Consider the following 22,208-nt stretch of genomic DNA (forward strand, 5'->3'; position numbering starts at 1 on the left):
GGACCATGGTCACAGGGAGTCTGCTAAAACGGTACGCATGGCTGCTAACCCGTCCTTCGATATCGTCAGCAAAGTAGACCGGCAGGAGGCGGACAACGCACTGCGCCAGGCTCAAAAGGAGCTGGAGACCAGGTTCGACTTCCGGGGCACCGGGGCAGAGATCGACTGGGCAGGTGAATCCGCCGTCACGATTCAGGCCAGCACCGAGGACCGTGCCAAGGCTGCCCTAGAGGTATTCAAGGAGAAGTTGATCAGGCGGGACATCTCGCTGAAGTCGCTTGATGCCGGGGAGCCGAAGGCGTCCGGCAAGATCTACAAGATCGACTGCAGCATCGTGCAGGGCATCGATCAGGAGAAAGCCAAGGCGATCTCCAAGAAGATCCGTGATGAAGGCCCCAAGGGCGTGCAAGCCCAGATTCAGGGTGACCAGCTGCGGGTGACCGGCAAGAAGAAAGATGATCTGCAGGCCGTCATCGCGCTACTCAAGGGCGCCGACTTGGGCGTCGCCTTGCAGTTCACCAACTACCGCTAGCTGTACGAAGGGCGCCGCAGCATCTGGTCGGCGTCCTGGACCGGAACACCGGTCGCGATGAGCAGGTCGAGCACAGCCGCGTCGGCGCTGGCGGCCACGGTGGCCGCTGAGATCGACAAGGGCTGGGCGCGCATGACGTCGACCCAGCGGCCGGCGGCGATGAGGAGTGGGCGGGCTTCGTGGGGCTGTCCGTCTTTGCGGATTTCATCACGCAGGACGGCCAGTCCGTCGGCGAGCGCTTCAAGCATTTGCGGGAGCGCGGGAGGGACGGGCTCGCCGGTCCGCAGCACTCCCCACCAGGCGTGTCTGGCTAGCGTGCGGATGTTGCGGACGGCGAAGCCGAGTTCGCGTGCGCTGACGATGTATTCGCTGAGGTCGCGGCCACTTAGCCGGGTCAGCAGCGATGAGCGGCGGACTTGCAGCAGCACTTCCTGCAAACGCGCGAGCTCGGGCTCGACATCGTTGAGCGAGAACACGGCCGCGCCAGCGGCCGGGGTATCGCCTCCCCGTAAAGCGGCGGCGACCGCGCGGGTGTTGTTGGCCAGGCGGGTCAGCACGGGTTCCATGGCCGCGTTGATGAGGCGGACGGGGTTGCGTGGCGTCGTGGCGATGGCGACAGCCACTGCGACGATCGCGCCGACCAGGGCGTTCATAAACGCGTGGCGGGTGGAAAAACCCGGGATGAACATCGTGCACACGAGCGCACCGTTCACCTCGCCGAAGAGAAATAGCCACAGCCCGCGGCGGTGCGGCGCGCAAAGCACCTGAATCAAGGTCACCGCGGTCAGCGGGGCGAAAAGCGGAAACCGCTGCCCAGCGAGCAGTCCGATCGCGGTCGCGAGCACCGCGGCGACGCTGATTTGCACAGCGGTCAGCTTCAGTTCGCGTGGGGAAAGCATGCGGACCGCCATGCTCTGATTCTGAGGAAATATCAGATTAAGTCAAGGCAAAAGGGACAATCGATGAGGCTCAGGTTTCTCACAGCGTGCCGCAGGAACGTTGTGGGTACGAGGTGGCGTTGTATGTGGTACCCAAAAAGGAGTCAAAGTGCATAGTCACAACGGCCTGAAGACAGCGGCCCTCCTCGGGCTGCTGTCAGCGATGATCCTGGCGGTTGGTTACTGGATCGGTGGAACCAGTGGCCTCGTGATCGCCGTGATCGTCTCCCTGATCATGAATGGCGTCAGCTACTTCTTCTCCGACAAGCTGGCCCTTCGCTCCATGCGTGCCCGGCCGGTGACCGAGGCGGAGTTCCCGCAGCTCTACCAGATGGTCCGCGAGCTCGCGACGCAAGCCAACCAGCCCATGCCCCGGCTCTACATCAGCCCCACGGCGCAACCCAACGCCTTCGCGACCGGGCGCAACCCGAAGAACGCGGCCGTGTGCGTCACCGAAGGCATCACCCAAATCCTTGACTACAAAGAGCTGCGTGGCGTGATCGGGCACGAACTGTCCCACGTCTACAACCGCGACATCCTGATCTCCAGCGTGGCGGCCGGCCTGGCCACCATCATCACGATGCTCGCGAACTTGGCGATCTTCCTGCCGCTCGGCGGCGACGATGACGACGTCAACCCCGGCGCGTTGCTCCTGATGATCATCCTGGGCCCGCTGGCCGCGTCGATCATCCAGCTCGCGATCAGCCGCAGCCGCGAATACCAGGCCGATGCCTCGGGTGCCCAGCTCACCAACGATCCGCTCGCGCTAGCCAGTGCCCTCAAAAAGATTCATATGGGTACGCAGATGAGGCCGCTCGCGCCCGAACCGGGCTTGACCAGCTCGGCTCACTTGATGATCGACAACCCGCTCAAGGGCGGTGGACTGGCCAAACTGTTCTCGACCCACCCGCCGATGGAGGAGCGCGTGCGGCGGCTTGAGGCGATGGCCTCCCCGATGCAGCGACGTTAGTGAAAAGCATGGCGGGCAGGCGTTAAGCTGCCCGCCATGCCCCCTCGCATACCCCTGTCGGTCGGTGCCCCGACCGGAATGAAGGTAATTTTCTCGATCGTCGGCCTGTTCCTCGTCCTTGGCGGTGCGGGTTTTAGCCTCCTCGGCTACGGCCTCGCCTTTGGCGAACAGCAAGTGGTCAACACGTCCGGAGTGGACGGCGAGTTCCACATCGACGAGAACGGCAAGCTCGTGCCGGGGCCGGGTGAGACGCAAGGGTTCGCCGGTGGCGTCGAGGGCGTCTTAGGGCTCAGCTTTATGTTCTGCAGCTTGCTTTTCGTGGCGCTCGCGATCTTCCTGATTCTGCGTGTCGTGCGCAGTGCGGCTTGGCTTGAGGGCAGCCGGCTGTTCGTGCGCGGGGCTGTGCTCACCAAGTCGGCGGATCTCGCGACCTCCACCCTTTCCGCTGGATCGACAACCCAGGCGACAGGCGCGGGCGACGGGCAAGTGACCGTTAGCGTGCAGTCGTTGTCAGCCACGGATCCTGAGACGAACAAACGCGTGTCGATTCCCGTGAAGCGCAATGGTGCGACGATTCTGCCGTCGGACCAACTGTCCATGTTGGCCAATGCGATTACCAACGCCCGGACGAAGACCGACGATAAAGACCCAGCGTTTGTCATCGCGGGCCGCTTGCGCGACTTCGCGAACGACCCGTTTTCCTGAGTGGTGACTCAGCTCATATCGCTTTCCCTGCCCCAGTGTTAGGGTCGTAACCACAGTTGGCTCCTTACAGCGCTCGCGTCTTCGTGAGCGCTGTTTTGGGTGCCTCGGTTACGGAAGGGGGCTCAGGAATGAAGGCATTCAAGCAGTATGTGGCGGTGTGGCGAGTTCCTGGAGCGCCACTTCTGTTGGTCGTAGGCACTTTCGCACGCGTCGGCATCGGCATGATTTCGCTGTCGCTGCTGATGCTCGTGCATCACCTCACCGGCAGCTACGCGACGGCCGCTATCGCCAGCGCGTCCTACGCGGTGGCCGGCGCCGCGTTGGGCCCGGTCTGGGGACGGCTCGCCGACCGCTTCGGCCCGACCCGCATTTTGCTGGCATCCGGTATCGCGCATCCCATCGCACTCGGGGTTCTCCTTGCACTGCAAGGGCTGCCGGTTCACTTCCTGTTCATCGCCGCCGCGGTCGCTGGCGCGACCTACCCGCCGCTGACGGCCGCTATTCGTGGCGCGTGGACGGAGCTGACGCGTACCAGGACGAGGGTTCGTAATGCTGCCCTCGCCGCTGAGACATCCATGTTCGAACTCGTCTTCGTGGTTGGCCCGCTGCTCGTGGCGTTCTTCGTCGCGTTGGCGAGTCCTGCCGCCGCCCTGGCGTTTTCGGCGCTGGCAACACTCGTAGGCACGGTCTGGACCGCGCTTAGCCCGGCGATCCGGGCTCAGAAGCCACATCCAACGGCAGCACCAACCTCGGGGCTGGGGCCGCTGCGCGCGCCCGGCTTCGCCGCGCTGCTCGCCTGCTGTGCTGGCTTGGGTGCCGCCTTCGGCGCGTCGACCGTGGCGATTCCGGCTTACGCGACCGCCCTTGGCGGTGAGCAGCCGGAGACGCTCGCCGGTGTGCTCATCGCGGTGTGGAGCCTCGGCAGTGCCGCTGGCGGACTGTGGTTCGGCACGCGGGTCATCAAGCACGCGTTGAGCCGTCAGTTCGCTTGGCTGCTAAGCGCGGTGGCGGTCAGCTTGCTGATCCTGCCCGCGATGCCTGGCCCGATCGCGCTGGGCACCGCCTTGGTGCTCGGAGGCGCGACGATCGCCCCGGCGCTGACCATCGAGAACGCTCTCGTTGGCCGGCTTGCCCCGGGCAGGATGCTGAACGAGGCGTACACGTGGATCGTGACGGTTGGCGTTTCGGCTAGTGCGCTCGGCAGTTCGATGGCCGGGCTCATCGTGGACGGCCCCGGAGTGAAGGCGGCGTTCCTGTTCGCAGGGCTGTGCGCGGCTTTCGGCGCCGTGGTCGCTGCGCTCCCACAGGGCGCCATCGCTCGCGCGGACGCTGCCACGTCCACCGTCTAATCACGACAGTTGTGCCCCCGCAGTCATCGCGGGGGCACTTTTATGTCCACCCGTTTGCCGCCGGCCGCTGACTTCGGTTGAGCGTCAGCTCCAGCGGGCGAGATCCAGGGCGAGCTGCGGCAGGACGGTCAGGGCACCGGCGGCGGCCGTCGCGACTGCCAGCGGGAGGTAAATCGCCCAGGAACTGCGAGCTGGCCTGTCATCGGGTGCGGTCCGGTAGAGCTGTGCCAACGGGCGCCAGTAGACCGCGAGACCGACGACGGACACCAACGCGACCACTACCGCGAGCCAGAAGGTTCCCGCGTCGATGAGTGCCCGCAGGATCGTGATTTTGGCGAAAAGGCCGACGAGGGCGGGCGGCAGCCCGGCCAGGCCGATGAGCGCGAACGCCAGCGTCGCTCCCCGCCAAGGCGCGCTGCGGCCCAGGCCACGCAAATCCCCGATCACGCCGCCGCTGGCGGCCGCGGGCCGCAGGGACATGACACCACTGAACGCGCCTAGTTCGAGAACGATGAAGAACAGCGTGTAAGCCAGCGAGGCGGCGAAGAGCTCGGGCCGGACCGTCACGGCCAGGCCGGCGAGCGGAGCGAGGATGAAGCCCGCTTGCGCGACGGACGACCAGGCCAGCAGGCGGACCGTCCGGTCTTGGCGCAGGGCCACGAGCGTTCCGACGACCAGCGACGCGGTGGCTAGCACGGCCAGGGTGAGGCCAGCCGGGTATGCCAGGCCGCCTTTCACAGCCGCATCGGTCACGAGAAGGATCGCGATGACGCCGCCCAGTTTCGACGCGGTCGACAAGTACGCCGCTATCGGCACCGGAGCACCGTCGTAAGTGGACGGTGCCCAGGCGTGCAGCGGAACCGCCGCGACTTTGAACCCGAGCCCGGTCAGCATGAGCACAAGTCCCGTCAGAACCAACGGTTTTCCGACGGACGGGGCGAACGCCTCCGGAAGATGGAGTTGTCCACTAGCGAGGTTCACTAGTGCCGCGCCTAGAAGCGTCACAGCGGTGGCGACGATGCTCGTGGTGAAGAACGTGACCGCCCCGGAGGCTCCGCCGGGTGCCCGGCGCTTGTGCAGGGCGACAAGGGCGTAAAGCGGCAGTGTCAACGTTTCCAGCGCGATGATGATCGTCACCAGGTCACGGCTTCCGCCCAGCACGACACCACCGGTCATCGCACAGGCGAGCAGGAAGCACATCTCCCCCGCCGGAGAGTCGCCCTCACGCAGCGCAGGCACCAACAGCAGCAAAGCAAACGCGGTCAACAGTCCAAACAGGACGGACACCAGGGCGGCGGTGTGGTCGTACACGAAGGAGCACTGCCCCGAAGCGGCACACAGAACACGTGAAGTGCCCAGAGGTGCCCACGCGCTGACACCCGCGACGGCGAGTGAACCCGCCACCGCGACGGTCAGCGGCACATACCACCGCGGGAAGACGACGTCGAAAAGCAGGACGGCCACAGCGGTCCCCGCCGCGATGAGCAACGGCCAGATCACTTGCCCACCGCCTCGGAGATCAGGGCGGCTCCAGCCGCAGGATCGATGATGAGCACGGGCAGCAGCCCGAGTAAGACAGCCAGGATGATGAGCGGGACCCAGGCGACCACTTCGGGCCAGCGAGCGTCGTGCACACCTTCCAGCGAGGGCGCTAGTGGACCGTGGCTTACCTTGCGCAGCAAGCGAAGCAGGTAGGCCGCGGCAAGAGCGCCACCGATCGCGGCCACAATCGCCAGCGTTGTCCACAGCGGACCGCCACGTGACCAGGCCGCCACAATGGCGAAGGCCTCACCCCAGAACCCAGCCAGGCCGGGCAGGCCGAGGCTGCCAAGCGCGGCGAAGCCGATCATTCCGGCCAGCCAAGGAGCCTGTTCTCGAAGTCCGCCAAGCTCCGTGAGCTGACCGGTGTGCGAGCGGTCTTTGATCGCTCCGGCGAGGAAGAACAGGAGTCCGGTCAGGACACCGTGGGCGATGTTGCCGACCAGTGCGGCCTGCAGCCCGATCGTGCTGCCGGTCGCGATGCCGAGCAGGATGAAACCCATGTGCCCGACGGACGAATACGCGATAAGCCGCTTGAGTTCCGTTTGGGCCAGGCACACGAGCGATCCGACGATGATGGCGCAGACGGCTAGTACGCCCAAAACTGGCGCGGCCTGACGGAAGGCGTCGGGCGTAAGGCCCATGCCCACCCGGATCAGGCCGTAGGTGCCCATCTTCAGCAGGACACCGGCCAGGATGACACTGCCGACCGTGGGAGCCTCGGTATGCGCGTCGGGCAGCCAGGTGTGCAGTGGCCACAGCGGGCTCTTCACGGCGAACGCGAACGCGAAGACGCCGAATATCCACATCTGCGCGGTCGCGGACAACGCTGGCACCCGCGTCATGTCCCCGGATCCGGTTAGCGAAACCACCGCGATCACGCCAACCAGCAGGAGCACCGAGCCGGCCAAGGTATAGAGCGCGAATTTAAGAGCGGCCCGCCGTCTGGCCGGGCCGCCCCAAACAGCGATCACCGCGGCCATCGGCAACAGCACCACCTCGAAGGCGATGAAGAAGAGCACGAGGTCCTGGGCGAGGAAAGTCGCGAGGATGCCGGCCTCGATGAGCAGCAGCAGCGAGGACAACACGTTGCCACGGCCGGGTTCCGGCGTGTGCCAGAGGGTGTATCCACAGCACAGGACCGTCAACAGGGCGGTCAGCAGGACAAGCGGGTAGGAGATGCCGTCGACACCCAAATGCATTCGCAGCCCGAACGCGGGAACCCACGCCCAGTCCATCTCCAGCCACATCCCGGCTTTGCGCCACATGACTGGCAACGCGGCCAGGCCAAGCGTCAGCAAAGCCACGTAACACGCCAGTTTGCGGCCAGTGCGATCCGGGAGCACGGCGACGATCGCGGCTCCCGCCAGCGGCACCGCCAGCGTCCACAGCAGAAGGAGGTTCACCATACCCCCACAAGATTGAGCGTTATCCCTGCGGCCGCGAGCACCATAGCGCCAGCGAGCACCCCGGCTAGCGCGCGGGGCAGCACGGCGCGGTGCCAGGCCGCCAGGCCGGAGCCCGCGGCTCGCGTCGCCTGTCCCGTGCCGAGCACGACACCGTCCACCACCGACGTATCGATCGCCTTCGCGATTCTCGCCAGCGCCCGCACCGGCTCGACGACCAGCCAGCGCTGCACCGTGTCGAGGCCAAACCCACTCGCGATCCACGGTCCAGCGCGGCCAAGGCGGCGGATCGGATCGGAGCGGCGGCACATCAGCACACCGAGGGCGATGCCAAGGCCCGCAAGCGCGAGCGGGAGCACGAGTTCAGGTCCAAAGTGGACGAGGTCGTGACGCACCGCGTAGGCGCCCCAGCCCAGTCCAGCCGCCGGAATCGCCAGCAATACCAACGGAAACTTCATGTCGCCGGGCGGGTCGTGCGGGTGTACCCCCTTGGGCACCTGGCCAAAGAACGCGCGCAACCACAGGCGCGTGGAATACCAAGCGGTGATGGCGATTCCGGCCAGCGCCGCCGTGCCCAGCCAAGGCCGGTCGGCCAGTGCGGTGACGACCGACTCCTTGCTCCAAAAACCAGCAAGAGGGGGTACTCCGATGAGCGCTCCCAGCCCGATGGTCATCGTGACGAATGTCAGCGGCATGCCCTTGCGCATCCCACCCATCCGCGAGAGCAGGTTGCTCCCCACCACGTGGATGAGCGCGCCCGCTCCCAGGAACAGCAGGGCTTTGAAGGCCGCATGGGTGAAAAGGTGGAACATCGCGGCGTCCACGGCACCAACCGACAGCGCCGCCATCATGTAGCCGAGCTGCGAGACGGTGGACCAGGCTAGTACCCGCTTGATGTCATCGGCGGCAATGGCGGCCAGTGCTCCCAGCAGCAGCGTGATCCCAGCCATGACGCCTAGCACGGTCATGGCGGCCGGCGACGCGGCGAAGACGGGGAACAGCCGGGCCACCACGTAAACACCGGCGGCGACCATCGTGGCCGCGTGGATGAGGGCCGAGATCGGCGTCGGGCCGGCCATGGCGTCGGGCAACCAGGTGTGCAGCGGGAATTGGGCGCTCTTTCCGGCCACACCGGCGAGCAGGAGCAAGGCGGCGATGGTGACCGTGGTCTTGTCCAGGGATCCAACCCCGGCGAGCACATCGCTGATCTTGAAACTGCCTACCTTGGTGCCGAGCAAGACGATGCCGAGCAGGAAGCCCACATCACCAACACGCGTGACGAGGAAGGCTTTCACAGCGGCCCTCGGCGCGTCGGGAAGGCCGCGGTCATGGGCGATCAGCAGGTAGGAACAGGCGCCCATCAATTCCCAGCCGACCAGCAACAGGATGAGGTCACCTGAGAGCACGACGGTCAGCATGGCCGCGGTGAAGATGCTGATCTGGGCGGCATAGGGCCCGTAGCGTTCGTCGCCGCGCAAATACGAGATGGAGTAGACCTGCACGCACAGCGCGACGATCCCCACCGTGAGCGCCATCAGCACCGCGCGCGTATCGACAAACGTCGCCAGCGTCACCTGGAGGTCACCAAAGGCGACCCAGTCCAAGGTGGACTCACGCGGGCCCTCTCGCAGCGCCAGCATCACCGCGGCGATGGCGACAGCGATGGCCGCTCCGGCGATGCCTAAGGCGGCCGCGTCCGGGCGATTGCGCTGTGGCACGAGCAGGCCCACCAGCCCCAGCAACAACGGGACGCCGATGAGCCCGACACTGAGACCCGCGCTCACGCCATTGGCCGATCTCCGCACATGAACGACATCCTGCCGTGTCGCGCGCCCCGGCGCGAGTACCTAAGGTGTTCGTCTATGACGACCCCTGATGCAGAACCCGCCGTCAAGCAGTACCGCGCGCTCTTCGCGTGGGCGTTGCTGGCCTATGTGGCCATCTCGCTGTTCTTTTCCTTGCTGTCCTGGCTGGTGCCTTCAGATGGAAGCACCATCTTCGGCCGGTCGTGGTGGGCGACCAACGATGTGACCAGTCTGGAGACGATCGCGCTACCGCTGCTCGCGGTGCTGATCACTGGCGTGGTGCGGCCTGTCGTGTCGGCGGCGAAGCTCTTCGCCTTCATCGCGCTGGCCGAATACGCGTTCATCGTGCTGTTCGGGCTGCTGACGTTCCTGTTAGGAATGGTGGCGGCGTTTGATGGCATCCACGATGCCCGCAGCTCCTTCGGCGCGTTTTCCGGAGTTCTGCTAGCCCTCATCCGGCTCGTCCTTGCGGCGCTCGCCGCTTGGGTCACGTTCAACGCGTTCACTTCGCTGGGTGGCAAGCTCAGCATGCCGGCCACACCTCCGCCACCGCCGGTGGCCTAAGACTGCCTGTCCCCCAACGGGACTTCATCAACGTTGATGGAACCTCTGATCCGGAAGAGCCGCAGCACGAGGGCGAGGCCAATCCCGACCTCGGCTGCGGCTATCACGATGATGAACAGCACGAAGACCTGGCCGTTGACCTGCTGACGGATGCTGTCGCCGGTCACCAGGATGAGATTGACGGCGTTGAGCATCAGCTCCACCGACATCAGCACCAGGACGGCGTTGCGGCGGCGCAACACGCCGTAGACACCGATGCCGAACAGCAGCGCCGCCGTGATCAGGGGAATGACCGGCTTGATCATGACTTGGCGTCCTTTTTAGACAGCACGATGGCGCCCACGAGCGCGGCGAGCAGCAGTACCGACAGGACCTCGAAGGGCAGCACCCAGTCGCGGAAAATGTTCTGACCGAGCTTTTCCGCCGACCCGACCGGCGGCGCCGAGATGCCGTCACTGGCGTAGACCCAGGCGAACAGTGTCGCCAGGCCCAGCCCACTGCCAGCGCCCACGAGCAGAGCGGGCCAAATGGGGCGATCCAGGTCCGTACTTCGGCCAATCGGCGCTTTCGTCAGCATGACCGCGAACAAAAGCAGCACGACGATGGCGCCGACATAGATGAGGACTTGCACCCAGGCCACGAACTCAGCGCGCAGCAACAAGAATTCGACCGCGATGGCGCCCAGCGTGACGACGAGCCACAGGCCCGCCCGGACAAGATGAGACGTAGACACAACCGCCAGCGCGGCACCCACGGCTACCAGGCCGACCGCGCCGAACATGATGTCGGCCAGCGTGATCACCGTCATGCCGCTCCGGATTTCTTCGCTGCGTTAGCTTCCTCTTTGGACGGTTCGCCCCGGTGGTCGTGCGGTTGCGGGGGCGGAACGGTCTCCATCCACTCGCCGAGCCGGTCCTTGTTGTGCAGAAGGTTGCGGATGTCGTGCTCGGCGTATTCGAACTCGGGGCTCCAGAACAACGCGTCGAACGGGCAGACCTCGATGCAGATTCCGCAGTACATGCACAACGAGAAGTCAATGTCGAACTGGTCGAGCACGTTGCGCTGGCGAGGACGGGCCGCGCCGGGGACGACGACCTCTTCCTTGTGCGAATCAATGTAGATGCACCAATCGGGGCACTCCCGTGCGCACAGCATGCAGACCGTGCAGTTCTCCTCGCGAAGCGCGATAACCCCACGCGAGCGCGGCGGCAACTCCGGCTTCACATCCGGGTATTGCTGCGTGGTGGACCTGGTAACCAGCGTCTTAATCGTGACGGCCAGTCCCTTACCGAGCCCAGATCCCGGAACACTCACGCCGAACACCCCCTTCGGTCGCATTCGCCGCGAGGCGCTAGGCACCCTGCCATCCCGATTCGCTCGGGCGAGCCCTCGCTCATGACTGCACCATAGCCACGCGGACGGCTGCTGTCAGCACTAACTGCAGCAGCGAAACGGGCACGAGCACCAGCCAGCACAGCCGCTGGAGCTGATCCTCGCGCAGGCGCGGCCAGGCGACCCGCAGCCAGATCACGACGAACGCCACCGCGGCGGTTTTGAGGAGCATCCACAGCCAGCCCAGCGACTCGGCCATGGGGCCGTGCCAGCCACCGAGGAACAATGTTGCGGTGAGCGCCGAAATGACGACGATGCCGACGTATTCAGCCAGCAAGAAGAACGCGAAACGCATTCCTGTGTACTCAGTGAGGTAGCCAAAAACCAGCTCAGAGTCAGCGATCGGCATGTCAAACGGGGGCCGCCTGATCTCGGCGAGCCCGGAAATGAAGAAGACGATCGCGGCTGGCAGCTGCCAGATGAGCCACCACGGTTCCCACGCCTCGACGATGCCGGGCAAACTCAGCGTCCCGGCAGCCATCGCCACGCTGGCAGCCGCCAAAACGAAGGGGAGTTCATAGCCCATGAGCTGAGCGGCAGCCCGCAGCCCGCCGAGCAAGGAGTATTTGTTAGCCGACGACCAGGCCGCCATCAGCACCGCGACCACGCCGACGCCGACGATCGCCAGGACGAAGAACAGTCCAATGTCGAGCGGCTCACCAACCAGGTCACCGGGCCCGAGCGGGATGACGGCGAGCGCCAGCAGATAGGGAATGAGGGCGACGCCGGGAGCGAGCTTGAAGACAGGCGAGTCAGCGGCGCGGGGCGTGATGTCTTCCTTCTGAATGAACTTCACGCCATCGGCGACAAGCTGTGCCCAGCCGTGGAAACCACCGGCGTACATCGGCCCGAGCCGGGCCTGCATGTGTGCCATGACTTTGTGCTCGGTCTGCCCGACCAGCAGCGGAAGCACGAGGAACGCGACAGTTACCGCGCCGACCCGCAGGGCAAGCTCCAGCCATTGCATGCCCGGCAGCATACGTCGTTAGCGTCCTAGAAGTAATGGATCAGCCCATGGGTCGATGAACCACCGTCCATTGTGCTCGGCGATCGCCAGCCTGCCGCAAAGCGAACCGTCGGCACGGTAGACCGCGATGTGCCCATCGCTGGCGCGCATCCTGTCTCCGCAGCGGGCGTCGCTCACCAGCCGGTCCACACTCTGGGTCTCCATATCGGCCTCAAAGACGAGCCGTTTTATCTCCGCGTTGTCCCGCGCGCTGACCGCCTCTTCGAACCGCACGGCGAGCGCTCCCGGGTCGTCGGCTCCGCGCGGCGGCTGAGAGCTGATCAGCACGGTGAGATAGACGGTCCACATTAGAATCAGCGCGAACGACAGATAGGTCAGCCGCTGCGATCCCCAGCGATGCCTCACGACTCAGTGGGCCCCCACTCGCCGGGGGCGGGTACGCCCGGTGGGCGCATGGTGGCGCGCTTGGGCGCCTTCGGGTCGTGTGACTCCCCCGGCTCACGGGCACCAGGCCAGGCCTTGGCTACCCGGCTCGCCAGCACGAAACTCTTGCGCAGCGGATGCCCCTCGAACTCCGGCGGCAGCAGGAGCGGGGCCAGTGGGCCGGGGAAACCAATGCCGAACATCTCGGCCGTTTCCCGCTCGTGCCACGTCGCTCCGGGATAGACGCCCGTCAGCGAGGGCAGGGAGGCCGCTTCGGGGCTCAGCTTGGTACGCAGGAGCACTCCATGCTTTTGCGCCGTGGACCAAACGTGCACGACGACGTAGTAGCCGTCGAGTTCGTCCACTGCGGACAGCCAGTCGAAGAAGTCGCATCCCAGCTCATCACGCGCCTTGAACGCGGCATCGAGCCAAGCGCCCGGCGGAACATCGATCGTCACGCGCGCCCAGGCGCCCCCACCCGAGGTGCTCACCTCGGCACCCTCGATGAGATCCGCGAGTTCAGATGGCGTCATAGCGCCTGATCCTACGACGGATCACACACCGGGCAACTGTCCGTTGCGGAATAGGTCGACGAATAGCTGATGGTCTGTGCGCGCTTGAGCACCGTAGACATGGGCGAACTCGGCCAGGCAGGTCACGAAGCCGGCCTCATCACGCTCGATCTCGGCGACGATCGCCTCCTCGGTCGAGAAGTCCACCAGGTCATGACTGGACTCGTCGTCAGCGACCGAATGCATTCGGGCCACCGCCCGGCCCAGCTCGCGGACCACGGCGACCAATTCGTCGGGCTCGTTCACGTCAGCCCAGTCCAGATCGGCGGCGTAGGGCGAGACCTCGGCGACCACCTGACCGACGCCACCGAGCTCGGTATAGCCAAGCCACTGATCGGCCGCGGCCTGCAATGCCCGCTGCGACTCGGCGGTCCGGTGTCCCTGGTGCTGGAAGTAGCCCCGCACCTTGTCGTCGGTGATGTGCCGCGACACGGCCGGCACCTGCGCCTGCTTCATGTAAATGATGACGTCGTTTTCTAGCGCTTGCGTGTGGCCTTCAAGTAAGAGGTTGTACGAAGGGAGCCCGGCTGAGCCGATGCCAACGCCCTTGCGCAGCACGATGTCCTTGATCGTGTGCTCGACCTTGCGCGCGTGTGCGGGCAGCGTGGTCAGGTAGCCCAGGAAAGCCTCCTCAACCATGGCCCGGACCGGCGCGTCGATGATGAACACGCCATCGTTGTGCGCGAACCGCCGCTCATAGTTGTCGATCACTGTCTCCGCTTTGAGAAGATCAACGCGGGTGTTCAGCCGGGCTTGCTGCAGCACGCGATGCAGCGGTCCCGTGGTGGTCTGGATGGTCAGTGAGCCAATCGCGTCATCGCCACCGAGCGCGATCGCCCGCAGCTCGGCGAGGTAGGAATTCGCGAACCCGCTCACCAAGTAGCCGATCAGGTCGTCTGACAACGCCTTCGCGTATCCGATCAAGGCGATGCTCGCCGCGAACCGCTTGAGATCCCACATGAACGGCCCGACATAGGCCTCATCGAAGTCGTTCACGTTGAACACGAGAATGCCTTCGGCGTTCATGTAGGTGCCAAAGTTCTCCGCGTGCAGGTCGCCGTGGATCCAAACGCGGCTTGTCTTGTCGTTTAGGAACGAGCTATCGGCGTACCGGCTGGTCATGTCGGCATAAAACACACAAGCGCTTCCGCGATAGAACGCGAAAGCGCTTGAGGCCATCTTGCGGAATTTCCGCCGAAAAGCTAACGGCTCGGCCAGCATTAGTGACCCGAATTCGGTCACTAATACCTCTAAGAGCTGCTCTGACCTGCTCGGACCCATGCGGCGAGGTTAGCTCGCGGCCGCAACCCAGGCTATCGCCTGACGGCTTATTAGCTAGGGCGTGCGACTACCGGGGCAGTTAGTGCCGCTGGGTCCGGCCGCGAAACGCCGCCGAAGCCGGAACTCTCACCCGCGATTTTCTCTTGCAGACGCAGGATGCCGTGCAGCAAGGCCTCTGGCCGGGGCGGGCAGCCGGGCACATAGACATCGACCGGGATGATCTGATCAACGCCCTTGGTCACCGAGTAGGAGTCCCAGTAGGGGCCACCGCAGTTGGAGCACGCACCGAACGAGATGACATACTTAGGCTCGGGCATCTGGTCGTAGAGGCGCTTGACCGCCGGGGCCATCTTGTCGGTCACGGTGCCGGAAACGACCATGAGATCGGCCTGGCGCGGACCGTGCGCGAAGGGGATGACGCCCAGGCGCATGAAGTCGTGACGGCCCATGCTCGTCGCGATGAATTCGATCGCGCAGCAGGCCAGACCGAAGTTGAAGACCCACAGCGAGTAGCGACGTCCCCAGTTCAGCACGAACTTGATGGGGTCACCGAGCACCGACATGAGTCGGACACTACGCCATTTCGGCTTCCTCTTCGAGGTCATAGCCACGCAGCAGAATCAGAGCGATGCCAACGATGAATGCCGGCACGAGGGTGAAGCCCAGCAGCACGCCCGTCTCAGCCAGCCCCGACTGGGCCGGAAAGTCGCCGGTGATGGTGGGCACGTAGCCGAAGATGCCGAGCACGAAGCCGTAGATGCTGGGCCCGAGCGCGAGGCCGAGGGTCTCACCGGCTGTCCATACGCCGGTGAAGACGCCAGCCTGACGTTTGCCGGTGCGCTTGGTGTCGTAGGCGATGCAGTCCGGCAGCATCGACAGGCCGAACAGCTGCTGGCCGGCGTAGCCGAACCCAATGACGAAGATGATGACGTAAACCAGGAAGTGCGGCAGCAGTGGCGCGGCGGTCAGTGCGAAGGTCGCCGCGGTCAGCGTGATGGAGGCGAAGACGTAGCCGCGCAGTTTGCCGACCCGCTCCCCGAGCCGCCGCCAGATCGGTGTCGTGAACAAGGCGGGGGCGACGACGATGACGAACAGCAGCACGTTGGCGGCTGAAGAGTGCATGACGTAGGCCGCGAAGTACCTGACACCGGCGAGCATGCAGGCCACGCCGGTCGCCTGGGCCACGAAGCACGCGACGAGCAACCGGAACGGACGGTTTGACGCGGCGACCTTCAGTTGCGCTCGCAGGGACGGTTCGCTGGCCGAGATGACGCCGATGGGTGCTCTTGCCGTGCCGAAGAAGACCGCCAGGGTACCGGTAATCATGATGGCCCCGACGAAAAGTGCCATCCAGCGATGCCCCGAAATGCCACCTCCGGTAGCGTCCAAAATGTACGGTGCACCGGCGCCTGAGATGAGGATAGAAGTAGCCAAAAGGGCCACTCGCCACGTCATCATGCGGGTTCGTTCGAGGTAAGAATCCGTCATTTCGGCTGGCATCGCCACATACGGCACTTGGAAGAAGGCAAAGGCCGTTGCCGTCAAAAGGAACATCACGGCGACATAGATGTCGGCCGGGCCGCTCACCCCAAAGGGGGCGGCGAACATCCCGATAAATAGCAAAGTGACGGCTATCCCAGCAAAAATGAGATACGGCCGGCGTGCACCCCACCGGGTTTGCGTGCGGTCGGAAATCCTGCCAACGACGGGGTTGAGGATGACGTCCCAGACCTTGGGGACAAACACCAGGAGACCGGCAGCACCCGCGGCCACTCCCATGGTGTTAGTCAGGTAGGGCAGCAAAAGCAGCCCTGGCACGGTTCCGAACGAACCGGTGACCAGGGACCCCAGCGAGTATCCGACCCGCACACGGGTGGGAAGCAAAGTCACCGGAGCGGCGCTCGCTTCCACACTGGATGTCATGAGCGCGGATGTTACGGGAGGTTGGTAAATGGTGGTGCCACCCGGTGTAGCCGCGGGCCATCCGGCCACCGTCGAGGTAGGCATTCGGGTACTCCGCATGGGCGGATCGGCCGCCGATGCCGGAGTGGCCGCGGCCCTGGCGGCATGCGTCTGCGAGAGCATCCTGACCGGCCTTGGCGGCGGTGGCTTCGCGACCTATTTCGACGCTGCCACAAGGGAAGTGACCTGCCTGGACTTCTTCTGCGCGGCTCCCGGAACCGACGGCGACGTCAAGTCTGGGCCGATGAAACCGATCAACGTCCGGTTTGGAGAGGTCTACATTCCTTACGGCATCGGCGGTGCGAGTGTGGCGGTGCCGGGCGTCGCGGCGGGCTGTGGCGAAATTCACTCGCGCTGGGGACGGCTGCCGTGGGCTGACGTTCTTGAGCCGGTCATTGGCATGGCCAGTCATGGCGTGCCGATGACTGAAGCGCACGCGACGATTCTTCCCTGGCTGGCCGAAGCGATGCTGCCCGATCAGGGCATGGTCGCCTACTCCCCCGGCGGCAACCTCCTGAGCAAAGGGGACCGGCTTTTCCACCCGGGCCTGGCTGACGCGCTTAGCGCGCTGGCCGAGGAGGGTCCGCAAGTGATGTATACCGGCAAACTGGGCGAACTGCTGGTGGATCTCGTTCGCGGTGACGGCGGCGCGATCGGGCCGAAGGACCTCGCGAGCTACCGCGTGCTGCAGATTCCCGTGCACACGGCCCGGCTGGGTGGGTACACGATTTTCGGCCGCGAAGACCTCAACGAGGCCATCGCCACAATCGCCTCCCTGCCGCCGCATCTGTCCACGATGGACAGCGCCGAGGCCGCCGTCGCGCTGGCACGTGTGCTGGGCCCGAGTGCGCACGAGGGTTATGGCGACACCACCAACATCACGGTCGTCGACGGCGACGGAAACGCGTGCGTCATCACGACCACGCTCGGCATGGGTGCCGGGCTGTGGCTACCCGGCTATGGCATGCATCTGAACTCCATGCTCGGCGAGCTCGACCTGATCATCGGGGAGCTGGCTCCGGGCGACCGGATCGGCTCGATGATGTGCCCGATGGTGGCGCTTGATGGCGAGGGCAACTTGCGTCTTGCCGCCGGCTCGGCCGGGGCTGCGCGGATTCGGTCGGCTTTGATGAGTACCCTCCTCAGCTCTTTGATCAACGAGACGACCGTGAGTGAGGCGGTCAGAGCGCCCAGAATGCATGCCTCAGAAGGGTTTTTGCACTTGGAGCCGGGCTACCCGCCGGAGATCGCCGAGGCGTTGCGCACCGCGGGTTTCCGCGTGAATCAGTGGACGGAAAAGAGCCACTACTTCGGCGGCGTCTCCGCTATCGGCGTTTCGGGTGCCGCGGGCGATCCTCGCCGGGATGGTGCGGCGGCGTTACTAGTCTAGAGTTTGCGTGCATGGGCATCGATGCCGAGCTGGACGCCAAGGAGCAGCTCGTCCGTGCCTGGATGCTGCTCGCCGACGGCAAGAGTGCCGCGGCGGCCCGAATCTTCACCACGCTGCCCGACATGTTCTGGGCCCGCTTCGGATTGGCTGAGCTGCAAGAGCTGCCGGCCGAGGGCGCACGCGGGTTCGCCGAGGCCGAGCTGCTGCTCACCGACGAGCCCGTCACCAGCAGGGCGCCTGCGATCGCTCGCCGTGCCAGCTGCGTGGCGGCCTCAGGCGAGCCGGAGTATGGCGGCTACATGTGCGACGACGCGCTGTCTAAAGTGGACGATGAGATCGCGATCCTGTGGCTGACATGCGCTGGAGCCCAAGTCTGGCCGCGCCGACGTCGCGTTGCCGGAGCCCGGCAGGCGCTCAGCATCGCTGGGGCGCTTGACTTTCGCAAAGCCGCCGACACCTATCACCAGCTGGCGGCGACGTTACGCCGGTCCGGTCACCTGATCGAAGCAGGCGGGGCGCTCGATCGCGCGGTCGAGTTGCTCGCCCGCACCCGGCTGCACTCAGGTCTGGCGACCTGCCATCTCATTCGCGCCGAGGAGCTGGCCGGGCACGGCGCGATCGCCGAAGCCATCGACCACGCCCAGCGCGCCCGGGTGCTTTCCTCACACGACCAGCTCGCTGGGCTTTGCCTGCTGGCCGATTTGCACAGGCGGGTCAAGCGATTCGATGCCGCGAATCACTATGCGCAGCAAGCACTTGTGCTCGCTTTCACCCCGAGCCAGCTGGGACTGGTCCGCCGCGTCCTGGCACTGATCGCTGGCGATTCCGCACCGGAAACCGCGGAGCAGCTCTTCCGCGACAGCGCCGCGGCGTTCGCCCGGTCGAGTGACGCGCTGGAGATGGCGGAAACCCTTCGGCTGCTTGGCTTGCACCTGTCCGCTCAGGGGCGCCTGGCCGAAGCGGTGAGCTGCTTCGACCAGGCCTGCGCGACGGTGCTGGCACCGCGTCCGGTCACTGCCGGATAACCAGCACCGGGAGATTTCCCTTAGTGAAGGCGCCCGCGAGAGTGATCACTTCCGTGATCGTGCCGTCGAGCTTCATCACGAGCAGCTCGCGCCCGCGTTCCGGGGTCGACCGGATCACCAGGAGCGTCTCGTCGTTGGCGAACCACGCGCGCCCCGGCAGCTGTTGCGTCATCTGCCGCAGCTCGAGGTCGATGAGCTGCGACCCCCGTTCCGTTTCCGACAAGGCATAGCGGCCGTTGGGCGACCACGATCCTGGGCCACTAACGTTGACCTGCAAGGGCAAATTGCGGGTCGCCTTACCCGTCACCGCGTCGAATAGGAACGTGCTGCCCCGGCCGGTGAAATTGCCATCGGCATCCGTGAAGTCTTCGGCCTGACGGACAACAACTTCATTTCCCCGTGGGTACCAGGAAAAAGTGCACGGCCCGCAGAAAGACGCCGGAATGCTGACGGGCAAATGCGACTGCACCTGACCGGTTTCAGCGTCGATGGTCGCGAAGCCCTTCTGTCCCTCCACATTGGACAGTGTCGTGAGCACGATGTCGGACACCGGTGACCACTGGAAGGCTTCGGCGCCCGCAAGCGCGACGTTGTGCACTTCCTTGCCATCGCGCAGGATGCTCAGCCGGAAGCCGTCAGAGCCAGCCGTCGCCCGCATCACGAACCGTCCGGTGGGCGACACGCTGTCACCGCCGTCTGCTCTGAGCACCCGCAGATCCGGTTGCGGAAACTCCTGCACAGCCGGGCCGGGCACGAGTGCCCAGCCAGCCAGAATCCGCGCCCCCGGTTCACTGAGCGTCCTGACCGGACTCGGCACCCCGGCGGCGATGTTGGTCGGGGCGCTCGCCGGCCTTCCCTGATAAAGCACCGTCGCGCCAGCGGCGGCCAGTAAGACGACCGCCGCGGCGGCGATCAGCCGCTGGCGCCGGCGGATCCGCCTGCCCCGGGCGATCGCGGTGGCAGCTATCCCGTCCATACCCCGCACCCCGGTTGTCATCGCTTCTATGGCTTCACGCAGCAAAGCTTCCTGACTCATGTCGCCGACTCCCTTCGGTCGCCGGCGCCACGAGGCACTCGCCACCCTGTAATCCCGATTCGCTCGGGCAAGCCCTCGCTCATGCCTTTACCACCTCGCTCGGCTGGTCTTGCGCCGCGGCGAACTCGGGCACGAGTTCTCTGAGCCGGGCCAGTCCGCGAGAGGCGAGACTCGCGACCGTCCCTTTTGGAGAGCCGAGAATGGCGGCCGTTTCCTCTACCGACAGATCCTCGAAGTAACGCAAGACCAAAACGGCCCGCTGCCTGGCCGGCAAGGTGAGCAAAGCGTCCCGCAGCAACATCTGCACCGGCACGCGTTCGGCGCCCGCGTCGGGCGCGTGTTCCGGGAGCTCGGAGAAGCTCAGTTCCTTGAGCTTGCGCAACCGCCGCCAGCTGGAGACGAAGTCGTGGTACATGATGCGGCGGGCATAGCCTTCGGCGGAGCCGTCGATGCGCCGCCAGTTCAGGTAGGTCTTCGTCAAGGCGGTCTGCAGCAAATCCTCGGCCGCGTGCTGACTGCCCGTCAGGCTGTAGGCCGCTTTCATCAACGCGTGTGACCGCTCTTCCACAAACGCGGTGAATTCCGCGGCCACGGCTTTGTCACCCATGCTCACCTCCTCTAGCCGTAGAAGACGCAGATTGTCGCGCTTTGTTTGCGGCCAGGAGGTCACGATTAGGTCAGGATGAGGCCTCGGTTGTAAACCTCGCATGCTTCGGCCAGCCGTCCCTGCCGCACCAGCAGGCGCGCCCACTCACGACAGGTCTCGATGAGATCCGAACGGCCGCCTTGCGCTTCGAAGAGCGCGGCAGACCGGCCAAACCGCAGCTCGGCTTCGCCCGGGTCGCCGCACTCGGCAGCGGCCTGAGCCGCGATGCGGTTGAGGTAGGCCGTCGTCCACGGATCGATCTCGGCGATCGTGCGGGCAAGCTGCCGGGCCTGGGCAGCATTCCCTTGGCGCAGTTGAGCTTCGGCCAAACCCGCGACCGCGCGGGCGGCATAGCTCGGCGCGCCACAGCTCTCGAAGATCTTCACGGCTTCAGCGAATTCGTCGGCGGCCTCTGCCAGACGGTCCGCGTCCATCAGCGCCGCGCCGGAGGCGAGCCGGCACAACCCGACATCACCGGCCACGTTGAGCTGTTCACTCAGGCGCATCGCCTTGTCGGCATAGGACAGTGCCTCGGCGAACCGGTGCTGCTCGATGAACATGTGCGTCACGGCCCGGTAGAGATAAGCCAGCAGGGCGGGATCGTTTATCCGTGGTGCCAGCGACAACGCCTGTTTGCTGACGCGCGACACTCGCTCAAAGGCCCCGAGCTGGGCATAGGGCATGATCAACGCGGAGAGCAGCCGCGCGTGGATCCGGTCATCGCGGCCCGCTGAGCCGAGCGCCCCCTCCCCAGACTGACCGCCTGACCCGGCTCGCCCGACAACGCCAAACTGGTCACCCGGCGCGCCAGTGCTTCCGCCCGCGCCAAGTCATCCGACGCGACTGCCTCAGCGGCCTCGAAACTCTCGGCCGCGAACAGGTAGTGACCCTTTTGAATGGCCGCCTCACCTTGGCCGCAAAGCGCCGCGTAACGCAGCTCGGGAAGGGCGAACAGGGCCGCCTGCGAAGCGACCGTCGCATAATCGGCCAGCGCCCGTTCCACATCGGCGCTCGCCATCCGTTTGCGGGCCTGCAAGAGCAGAGTCGTCAGCCGCGCGGGCAAGCCCAGCCGCTGGGCGAAAACACGCAGCGCCTGCGGATCGGGCACGATGCGGCCCAGCTCGATCTGGGACAGGTAGGACCGCGGGTAGTCAGGCTCGGCCACCTGTTGCTGGCTCAGCCCAGCCTCGCGCCGCACCTGACGCAGCCGCTCCCCAATGTTCAAAGACGTGCTCATGTCAGCTTCCTTCGGTCGTCGCTGCCATGAGGCACGAGGCACCCTGCTATCCCGGTTCGCCCGGGAAAGCCTGAGACGCGCTTCGCGCCCAGGATCCGCCACCTCGGAGGTGATCCCGCACCGAAAGGCGCTCCCTCGCTCACAGCATCACCTCCGGTGGGACGCGTTCACCCCTGAAGGTCACTCCCTCGGCTTGCAGCCGTCTGCGCGCTTCGTTCTCGTGACCCTGGGGTAGCTTCCCGTTGGCGCCGCACACGCGATACCAAGGGACCGAACTGCCGTGCAGTGCCATGATCGTCCCGACACGCCGGGCGGAGTTGCGGCCCGACCGGTCAGCCAGGGCGTCGGCGATAGCACCATAGGTCATCGCCCGGCCGGGAGGGATTCGCTCCACGAGGTCCAAGACGGCCTCAATGTATTCGTCCGGGGTCATTTTCACGTGATCGGCTAGCAAGCCACGCCGACTACG

25 protein-coding genes are annotated in these 22,208 nt (G+C 65.4%); 7 read left to right on the forward strand and 18 right to left on the reverse strand.

Features of this window, described 5'->3' with window-relative positions; all coding sequences use genetic code 11:
• The first annotated feature begins 37 nt into the window (after positions 1–37).
• The gene (locus A3E1_RS0109400) at positions 38–532 is read left to right on the forward strand and encodes a YajQ family cyclic di-GMP-binding protein (RefSeq protein WP_020520503.1); all 495 of its coding nucleotides are present in this window, start codon (positions 38–40) and stop codon (positions 530–532) included.
• Here the strand turns inward: A3E1_RS0109400 and A3E1_RS0109405 are convergent.
• Positions 529–1,443, reverse strand: a complete 915-nt coding sequence (locus A3E1_RS0109405; protein ID WP_020520504.1) for a hypothetical protein — start codon at positions 1,441–1,443, stop codon at positions 529–531. The two genes, A3E1_RS0109400 and A3E1_RS0109405, sit on opposite strands and share 4 nt — an antisense overlap.
• 136 nt (positions 1,444–1,579) lie before the next feature.
• Here A3E1_RS0109405 and htpX point away from each other — a divergent pair, with 136 nt between their 5' ends.
• From htpX to A3E1_RS0109420, 3 genes are all read left to right on the forward strand, one after another.
• Positions 1,580–2,440 carry a zinc metalloprotease HtpX gene (gene htpX, locus A3E1_RS0109410; RefSeq protein ID WP_020520505.1) on the forward strand — a complete coding sequence of 287 codons (861 nt, stop codon included), beginning with the start codon at positions 1,580–1,582 and terminating at the stop codon, positions 2,438–2,440.
• Between the two features lie 36 nt (positions 2,441–2,476).
• Entirely contained in the window at positions 2,477–3,145 is a 669-nt protein-coding gene (locus A3E1_RS0109415; RefSeq protein ID WP_157631414.1) for a hypothetical protein, read from the forward strand.
• Positions 3,146–3,273: 128 nt separating this feature from the next.
• Entirely contained in the window at positions 3,274–4,494 is a 1,221-nt protein-coding gene (locus A3E1_RS0109420) for an MFS transporter (protein ID WP_020520507.1), read from the forward strand.
• Between the two features lie 84 nt (positions 4,495–4,578).
• On the opposite strand, the gene A3E1_RS0109425 is transcribed toward A3E1_RS0109420, so the two are convergent.
• The 3 genes from A3E1_RS0109425 to A3E1_RS0109435 are packed head-to-tail and all read right to left on the reverse strand — an operon-like array spanning position 4,579 to position 9,184.
• Positions 4,579–5,994, reverse strand: a complete 1,416-nt coding sequence (locus tag A3E1_RS0109425) for an NADH-quinone oxidoreductase subunit N (RefSeq protein ID WP_020520508.1) — start codon at positions 5,992–5,994, stop codon at positions 4,579–4,581.
• Positions 5,991–7,442: a complex I subunit 4 family protein gene (locus A3E1_RS0109430; protein WP_020520509.1), complete on the reverse strand. Its 1,452-nt coding sequence runs from the start codon at positions 7,440–7,442 to the stop codon at positions 5,991–5,993. The genes A3E1_RS0109425 and A3E1_RS0109430 overlap by 4 nt, the downstream gene beginning before the upstream one ends.
• Positions 7,436–9,184 carry an NADH-quinone oxidoreductase subunit 5 family protein gene (locus A3E1_RS0109435; RefSeq protein WP_407637351.1) on the reverse strand — a complete coding sequence of 583 codons (1,749 nt, stop codon included), beginning with the start codon at positions 9,182–9,184 and terminating at the stop codon, positions 7,436–7,438. Before A3E1_RS0109435 ends, A3E1_RS0109430 begins: the two co-directional genes overlap by 7 nt.
• Before the next feature lie 117 nt (positions 9,185–9,301).
• Here A3E1_RS0109435 and A3E1_RS39595 point away from each other — a divergent pair, with 117 nt between their 5' ends.
• Positions 9,302–9,808: a hypothetical protein gene (locus tag A3E1_RS39595; RefSeq protein ID WP_020520511.1), complete on the forward strand. Its 507-nt coding sequence runs from the start codon at positions 9,302–9,304 to the stop codon at positions 9,806–9,808.
• Here A3E1_RS39595 and nuoK read toward each other — a convergent pair.
• From nuoK to A3E1_RS39610, 9 genes are read right to left on the reverse strand one after another with little or no spacing between them, the layout of a single operon-like run.
• Positions 9,805–10,110 (reverse strand): NADH-quinone oxidoreductase subunit NuoK, encoded by a 306-nt coding sequence (gene nuoK / locus A3E1_RS39600; RefSeq protein ID WP_040390699.1) that lies wholly within the window; start codon positions 10,108–10,110, stop codon positions 9,805–9,807. The two genes, A3E1_RS39595 and nuoK, sit on opposite strands and share 4 nt — an antisense overlap.
• A complete protein-coding gene (locus tag A3E1_RS39605) occupies positions 10,110–10,607 on the reverse strand; it encodes an NADH-quinone oxidoreductase subunit J family protein (protein ID WP_083929436.1) in 498 nt (165 codons plus the stop codon). The genes nuoK and A3E1_RS39605 overlap by 1 nt, the downstream gene beginning before the upstream one ends.
• A gap of 5 nt (positions 10,608–10,612) precedes the next feature.
• On the reverse strand, positions 10,613–11,146 hold the full coding sequence (locus tag A3E1_RS0109455) for a NuoI/complex I 23 kDa subunit family protein (RefSeq protein WP_020520514.1): 534 nt from the start codon (positions 11,144–11,146) through the stop codon (positions 10,613–10,615).
• A gap of 55 nt (positions 11,147–11,201) precedes the next feature.
• Complete coding sequence (locus A3E1_RS0109460) at positions 11,202–12,179, reverse strand: complex I subunit 1/NuoH family protein (protein WP_020520515.1); 978 nt, start codon at positions 12,177–12,179, stop codon at positions 11,202–11,204.
• Positions 12,180–12,185: 6 nt separating this feature from the next.
• Positions 12,186–12,572: a hypothetical protein gene (locus A3E1_RS0109465; RefSeq protein WP_020520516.1), complete on the reverse strand. Its 387-nt coding sequence runs from the start codon at positions 12,570–12,572 to the stop codon at positions 12,186–12,188.
• Positions 12,569–13,123 (reverse strand): NADH-quinone oxidoreductase subunit C, encoded by a 555-nt coding sequence (locus A3E1_RS0109470; protein WP_020520517.1) that lies wholly within the window; start codon positions 13,121–13,123, stop codon positions 12,569–12,571. Before A3E1_RS0109470 ends, A3E1_RS0109465 begins: the two co-directional genes overlap by 4 nt.
• Before the next feature lie 21 nt (positions 13,124–13,144).
• Entirely contained in the window at positions 13,145–14,443 is a 1,299-nt protein-coding gene (locus A3E1_RS0109475) for a DUF2252 domain-containing protein (protein ID WP_026208259.1), read from the reverse strand.
• Between the two features lie 50 nt (positions 14,444–14,493).
• The gene (locus A3E1_RS0109480) at positions 14,494–15,006 is read right to left on the reverse strand and encodes an NADH-quinone oxidoreductase subunit B (RefSeq protein WP_020520519.1); all 513 of its coding nucleotides are present in this window, start codon (positions 15,004–15,006) and stop codon (positions 14,494–14,496) included.
• Positions 15,007–15,016: 10 nt separating this feature from the next.
• Complete coding sequence (locus A3E1_RS39610; protein WP_083929415.1) at positions 15,017–16,366, reverse strand: MFS transporter; 1,350 nt, start codon at positions 16,364–16,366, stop codon at positions 15,017–15,019.
• A 28-nt stretch (positions 16,367–16,394) separates the two neighbouring features.
• Between A3E1_RS39610 and A3E1_RS0109490 the strand changes: the two genes are divergently transcribed.
• Together A3E1_RS0109490 and A3E1_RS0109495 are read left to right on the forward strand one after the other, a co-directional pair.
• Complete coding sequence (locus tag A3E1_RS0109490; RefSeq protein WP_020520521.1) at positions 16,395–17,795, forward strand: gamma-glutamyltransferase; 1,401 nt, start codon at positions 16,395–16,397, stop codon at positions 17,793–17,795.
• 11 nt (positions 17,796–17,806) lie between these two features.
• Positions 17,807–18,820: a tetratricopeptide repeat protein gene (locus A3E1_RS0109495; RefSeq protein ID WP_020520522.1), complete on the forward strand. Its 1,014-nt coding sequence runs from the start codon at positions 17,807–17,809 to the stop codon at positions 18,818–18,820.
• Here A3E1_RS0109495 and A3E1_RS0109500 read toward each other — a convergent pair.
• From A3E1_RS0109500 to A3E1_RS0109520, 5 genes are all read right to left on the reverse strand, one after another.
• Entirely contained in the window at positions 18,807–19,856 is a 1,050-nt protein-coding gene (locus tag A3E1_RS0109500) for a hypothetical protein (RefSeq protein ID WP_020520523.1), read from the reverse strand. The two genes, A3E1_RS0109495 and A3E1_RS0109500, sit on opposite strands and share 14 nt — an antisense overlap.
• Before the next feature lie 79 nt (positions 19,857–19,935).
• Positions 19,936–20,463, reverse strand: coding sequence for a SigE family RNA polymerase sigma factor (locus A3E1_RS0109505; RefSeq protein WP_020520524.1), 528 nt, complete (start codon positions 20,461–20,463; stop codon positions 19,936–19,938).
• A 65-nt stretch (positions 20,464–20,528) separates the two neighbouring features.
• Positions 20,529–21,191 carry a tetratricopeptide repeat protein gene (locus tag A3E1_RS0109510; RefSeq protein WP_157631415.1) on the reverse strand — a complete coding sequence of 221 codons (663 nt, stop codon included), beginning with the start codon at positions 21,189–21,191 and terminating at the stop codon, positions 20,529–20,531.
• The gene (locus A3E1_RS0109515; protein WP_026208261.1) at positions 21,188–21,739 is read right to left on the reverse strand and encodes a helix-turn-helix domain-containing protein; all 552 of its coding nucleotides are present in this window, start codon (positions 21,737–21,739) and stop codon (positions 21,188–21,190) included. Before A3E1_RS0109515 ends, A3E1_RS0109510 begins: the two co-directional genes overlap by 4 nt.
• 139 nt (positions 21,740–21,878) lie before the next feature.
• Complete coding sequence (locus tag A3E1_RS0109520) at positions 21,879–22,172, reverse strand: MGMT family protein (RefSeq protein WP_020520525.1); 294 nt, start codon at positions 22,170–22,172, stop codon at positions 21,879–21,881.
• Between the last annotated feature and the right edge of the window lie 36 nt (positions 22,173–22,208).

The sequence above is a fragment of the Catelliglobosispora koreensis DSM 44566 genome (assembly GCF_000379685.1).
GTDB classification, from domain to species: Bacteria; Actinomycetota; Actinomycetes; order Mycobacteriales; family Micromonosporaceae; genus Catelliglobosispora; species Catelliglobosispora koreensis.

Excerpts from the sequence above, each read along its gene's own strand:
- A3E1_RS0109455 (WP_020520514.1), bottom strand. The coding sequence starts at position 11,146 with ATGCGACCGAAGGGGGTGTTCGGCGTGAGTGTTCCGGGATCTGGGCTC.
- A3E1_RS39595 (WP_020520511.1), top strand. The coding sequence starts at position 9,302 with ATGACGACCCCTGATGCAGAACCCGCCGTCAAGCAGTACCGCGCGCTC.
- A3E1_RS0109405 (WP_020520504.1), bottom strand. The coding sequence starts at position 1,443 with ATGGCGGTCCGCATGCTTTCCCCACGCGAACTGAAGCTGACCGCTGTG.
- A3E1_RS0109520 (WP_020520525.1), bottom strand. The coding sequence starts at position 22,172 with ATGACCCCGGACGAATACATTGAGGCCGTCTTGGACCTCGTGGAGCGA.
- A3E1_RS0109495 (WP_020520522.1), top strand. The coding sequence starts at position 17,807 with ATGGGCATCGATGCCGAGCTGGACGCCAAGGAGCAGCTCGTCCGTGCC.
- A3E1_RS0109470 (WP_020520517.1), bottom strand. The coding sequence starts at position 13,123 with ATGACGCCATCTGAACTCGCGGATCTCATCGAGGGTGCCGAGGTGAGC.
- A3E1_RS0109400 (WP_020520503.1), top strand. The coding sequence starts at position 38 with ATGGCTGCTAACCCGTCCTTCGATATCGTCAGCAAAGTAGACCGGCAG.
- A3E1_RS0109475 (WP_026208259.1), bottom strand. The coding sequence starts at position 14,443 with ATGGGTCCGAGCAGGTCAGAGCAGCTCTTAGAGGTATTAGTGACCGAA.
- A3E1_RS0109500 (WP_020520523.1), bottom strand. The coding sequence starts at position 19,856 with ATGAGTCAGGAAGCTTTGCTGCGTGAAGCCATAGAAGCGATGACAACC.
- A3E1_RS0109480 (WP_020520519.1), bottom strand. The coding sequence starts at position 15,006 with ATGTCGGTGCTCGGTGACCCCATCAAGTTCGTGCTGAACTGGGGACGT.
- A3E1_RS0109490 (WP_020520521.1), top strand. The coding sequence starts at position 16,395 with ATGGTGGTGCCACCCGGTGTAGCCGCGGGCCATCCGGCCACCGTCGAG.
- A3E1_RS0109515 (WP_026208261.1), bottom strand. The coding sequence starts at position 21,739 with ATGAGCACGTCTTTGAACATTGGGGAGCGGCTGCGTCAGGTGCGGCGC.
- A3E1_RS0109460 (WP_020520515.1), bottom strand. The coding sequence starts at position 12,179 with ATGCTGCCGGGCATGCAATGGCTGGAGCTTGCCCTGCGGGTCGGCGCG.
- A3E1_RS39610 (WP_083929415.1), bottom strand. The coding sequence starts at position 16,366 with ATGACATCCAGTGTGGAAGCGAGCGCCGCTCCGGTGACTTTGCTTCCC.
- A3E1_RS0109430 (WP_020520509.1), bottom strand. The coding sequence starts at position 7,442 with ATGGTGAACCTCCTTCTGCTGTGGACGCTGGCGGTGCCGCTGGCGGGA.
- A3E1_RS0109505 (WP_020520524.1), bottom strand. The coding sequence starts at position 20,463 with ATGGGTGACAAAGCCGTGGCCGCGGAATTCACCGCGTTTGTGGAAGAG.
- A3E1_RS0109420 (WP_020520507.1), top strand. The coding sequence starts at position 3,274 with ATGAAGGCATTCAAGCAGTATGTGGCGGTGTGGCGAGTTCCTGGAGCG.
- A3E1_RS0109415 (WP_157631414.1), top strand. The coding sequence starts at position 2,477 with ATGCCCCCTCGCATACCCCTGTCGGTCGGTGCCCCGACCGGAATGAAG.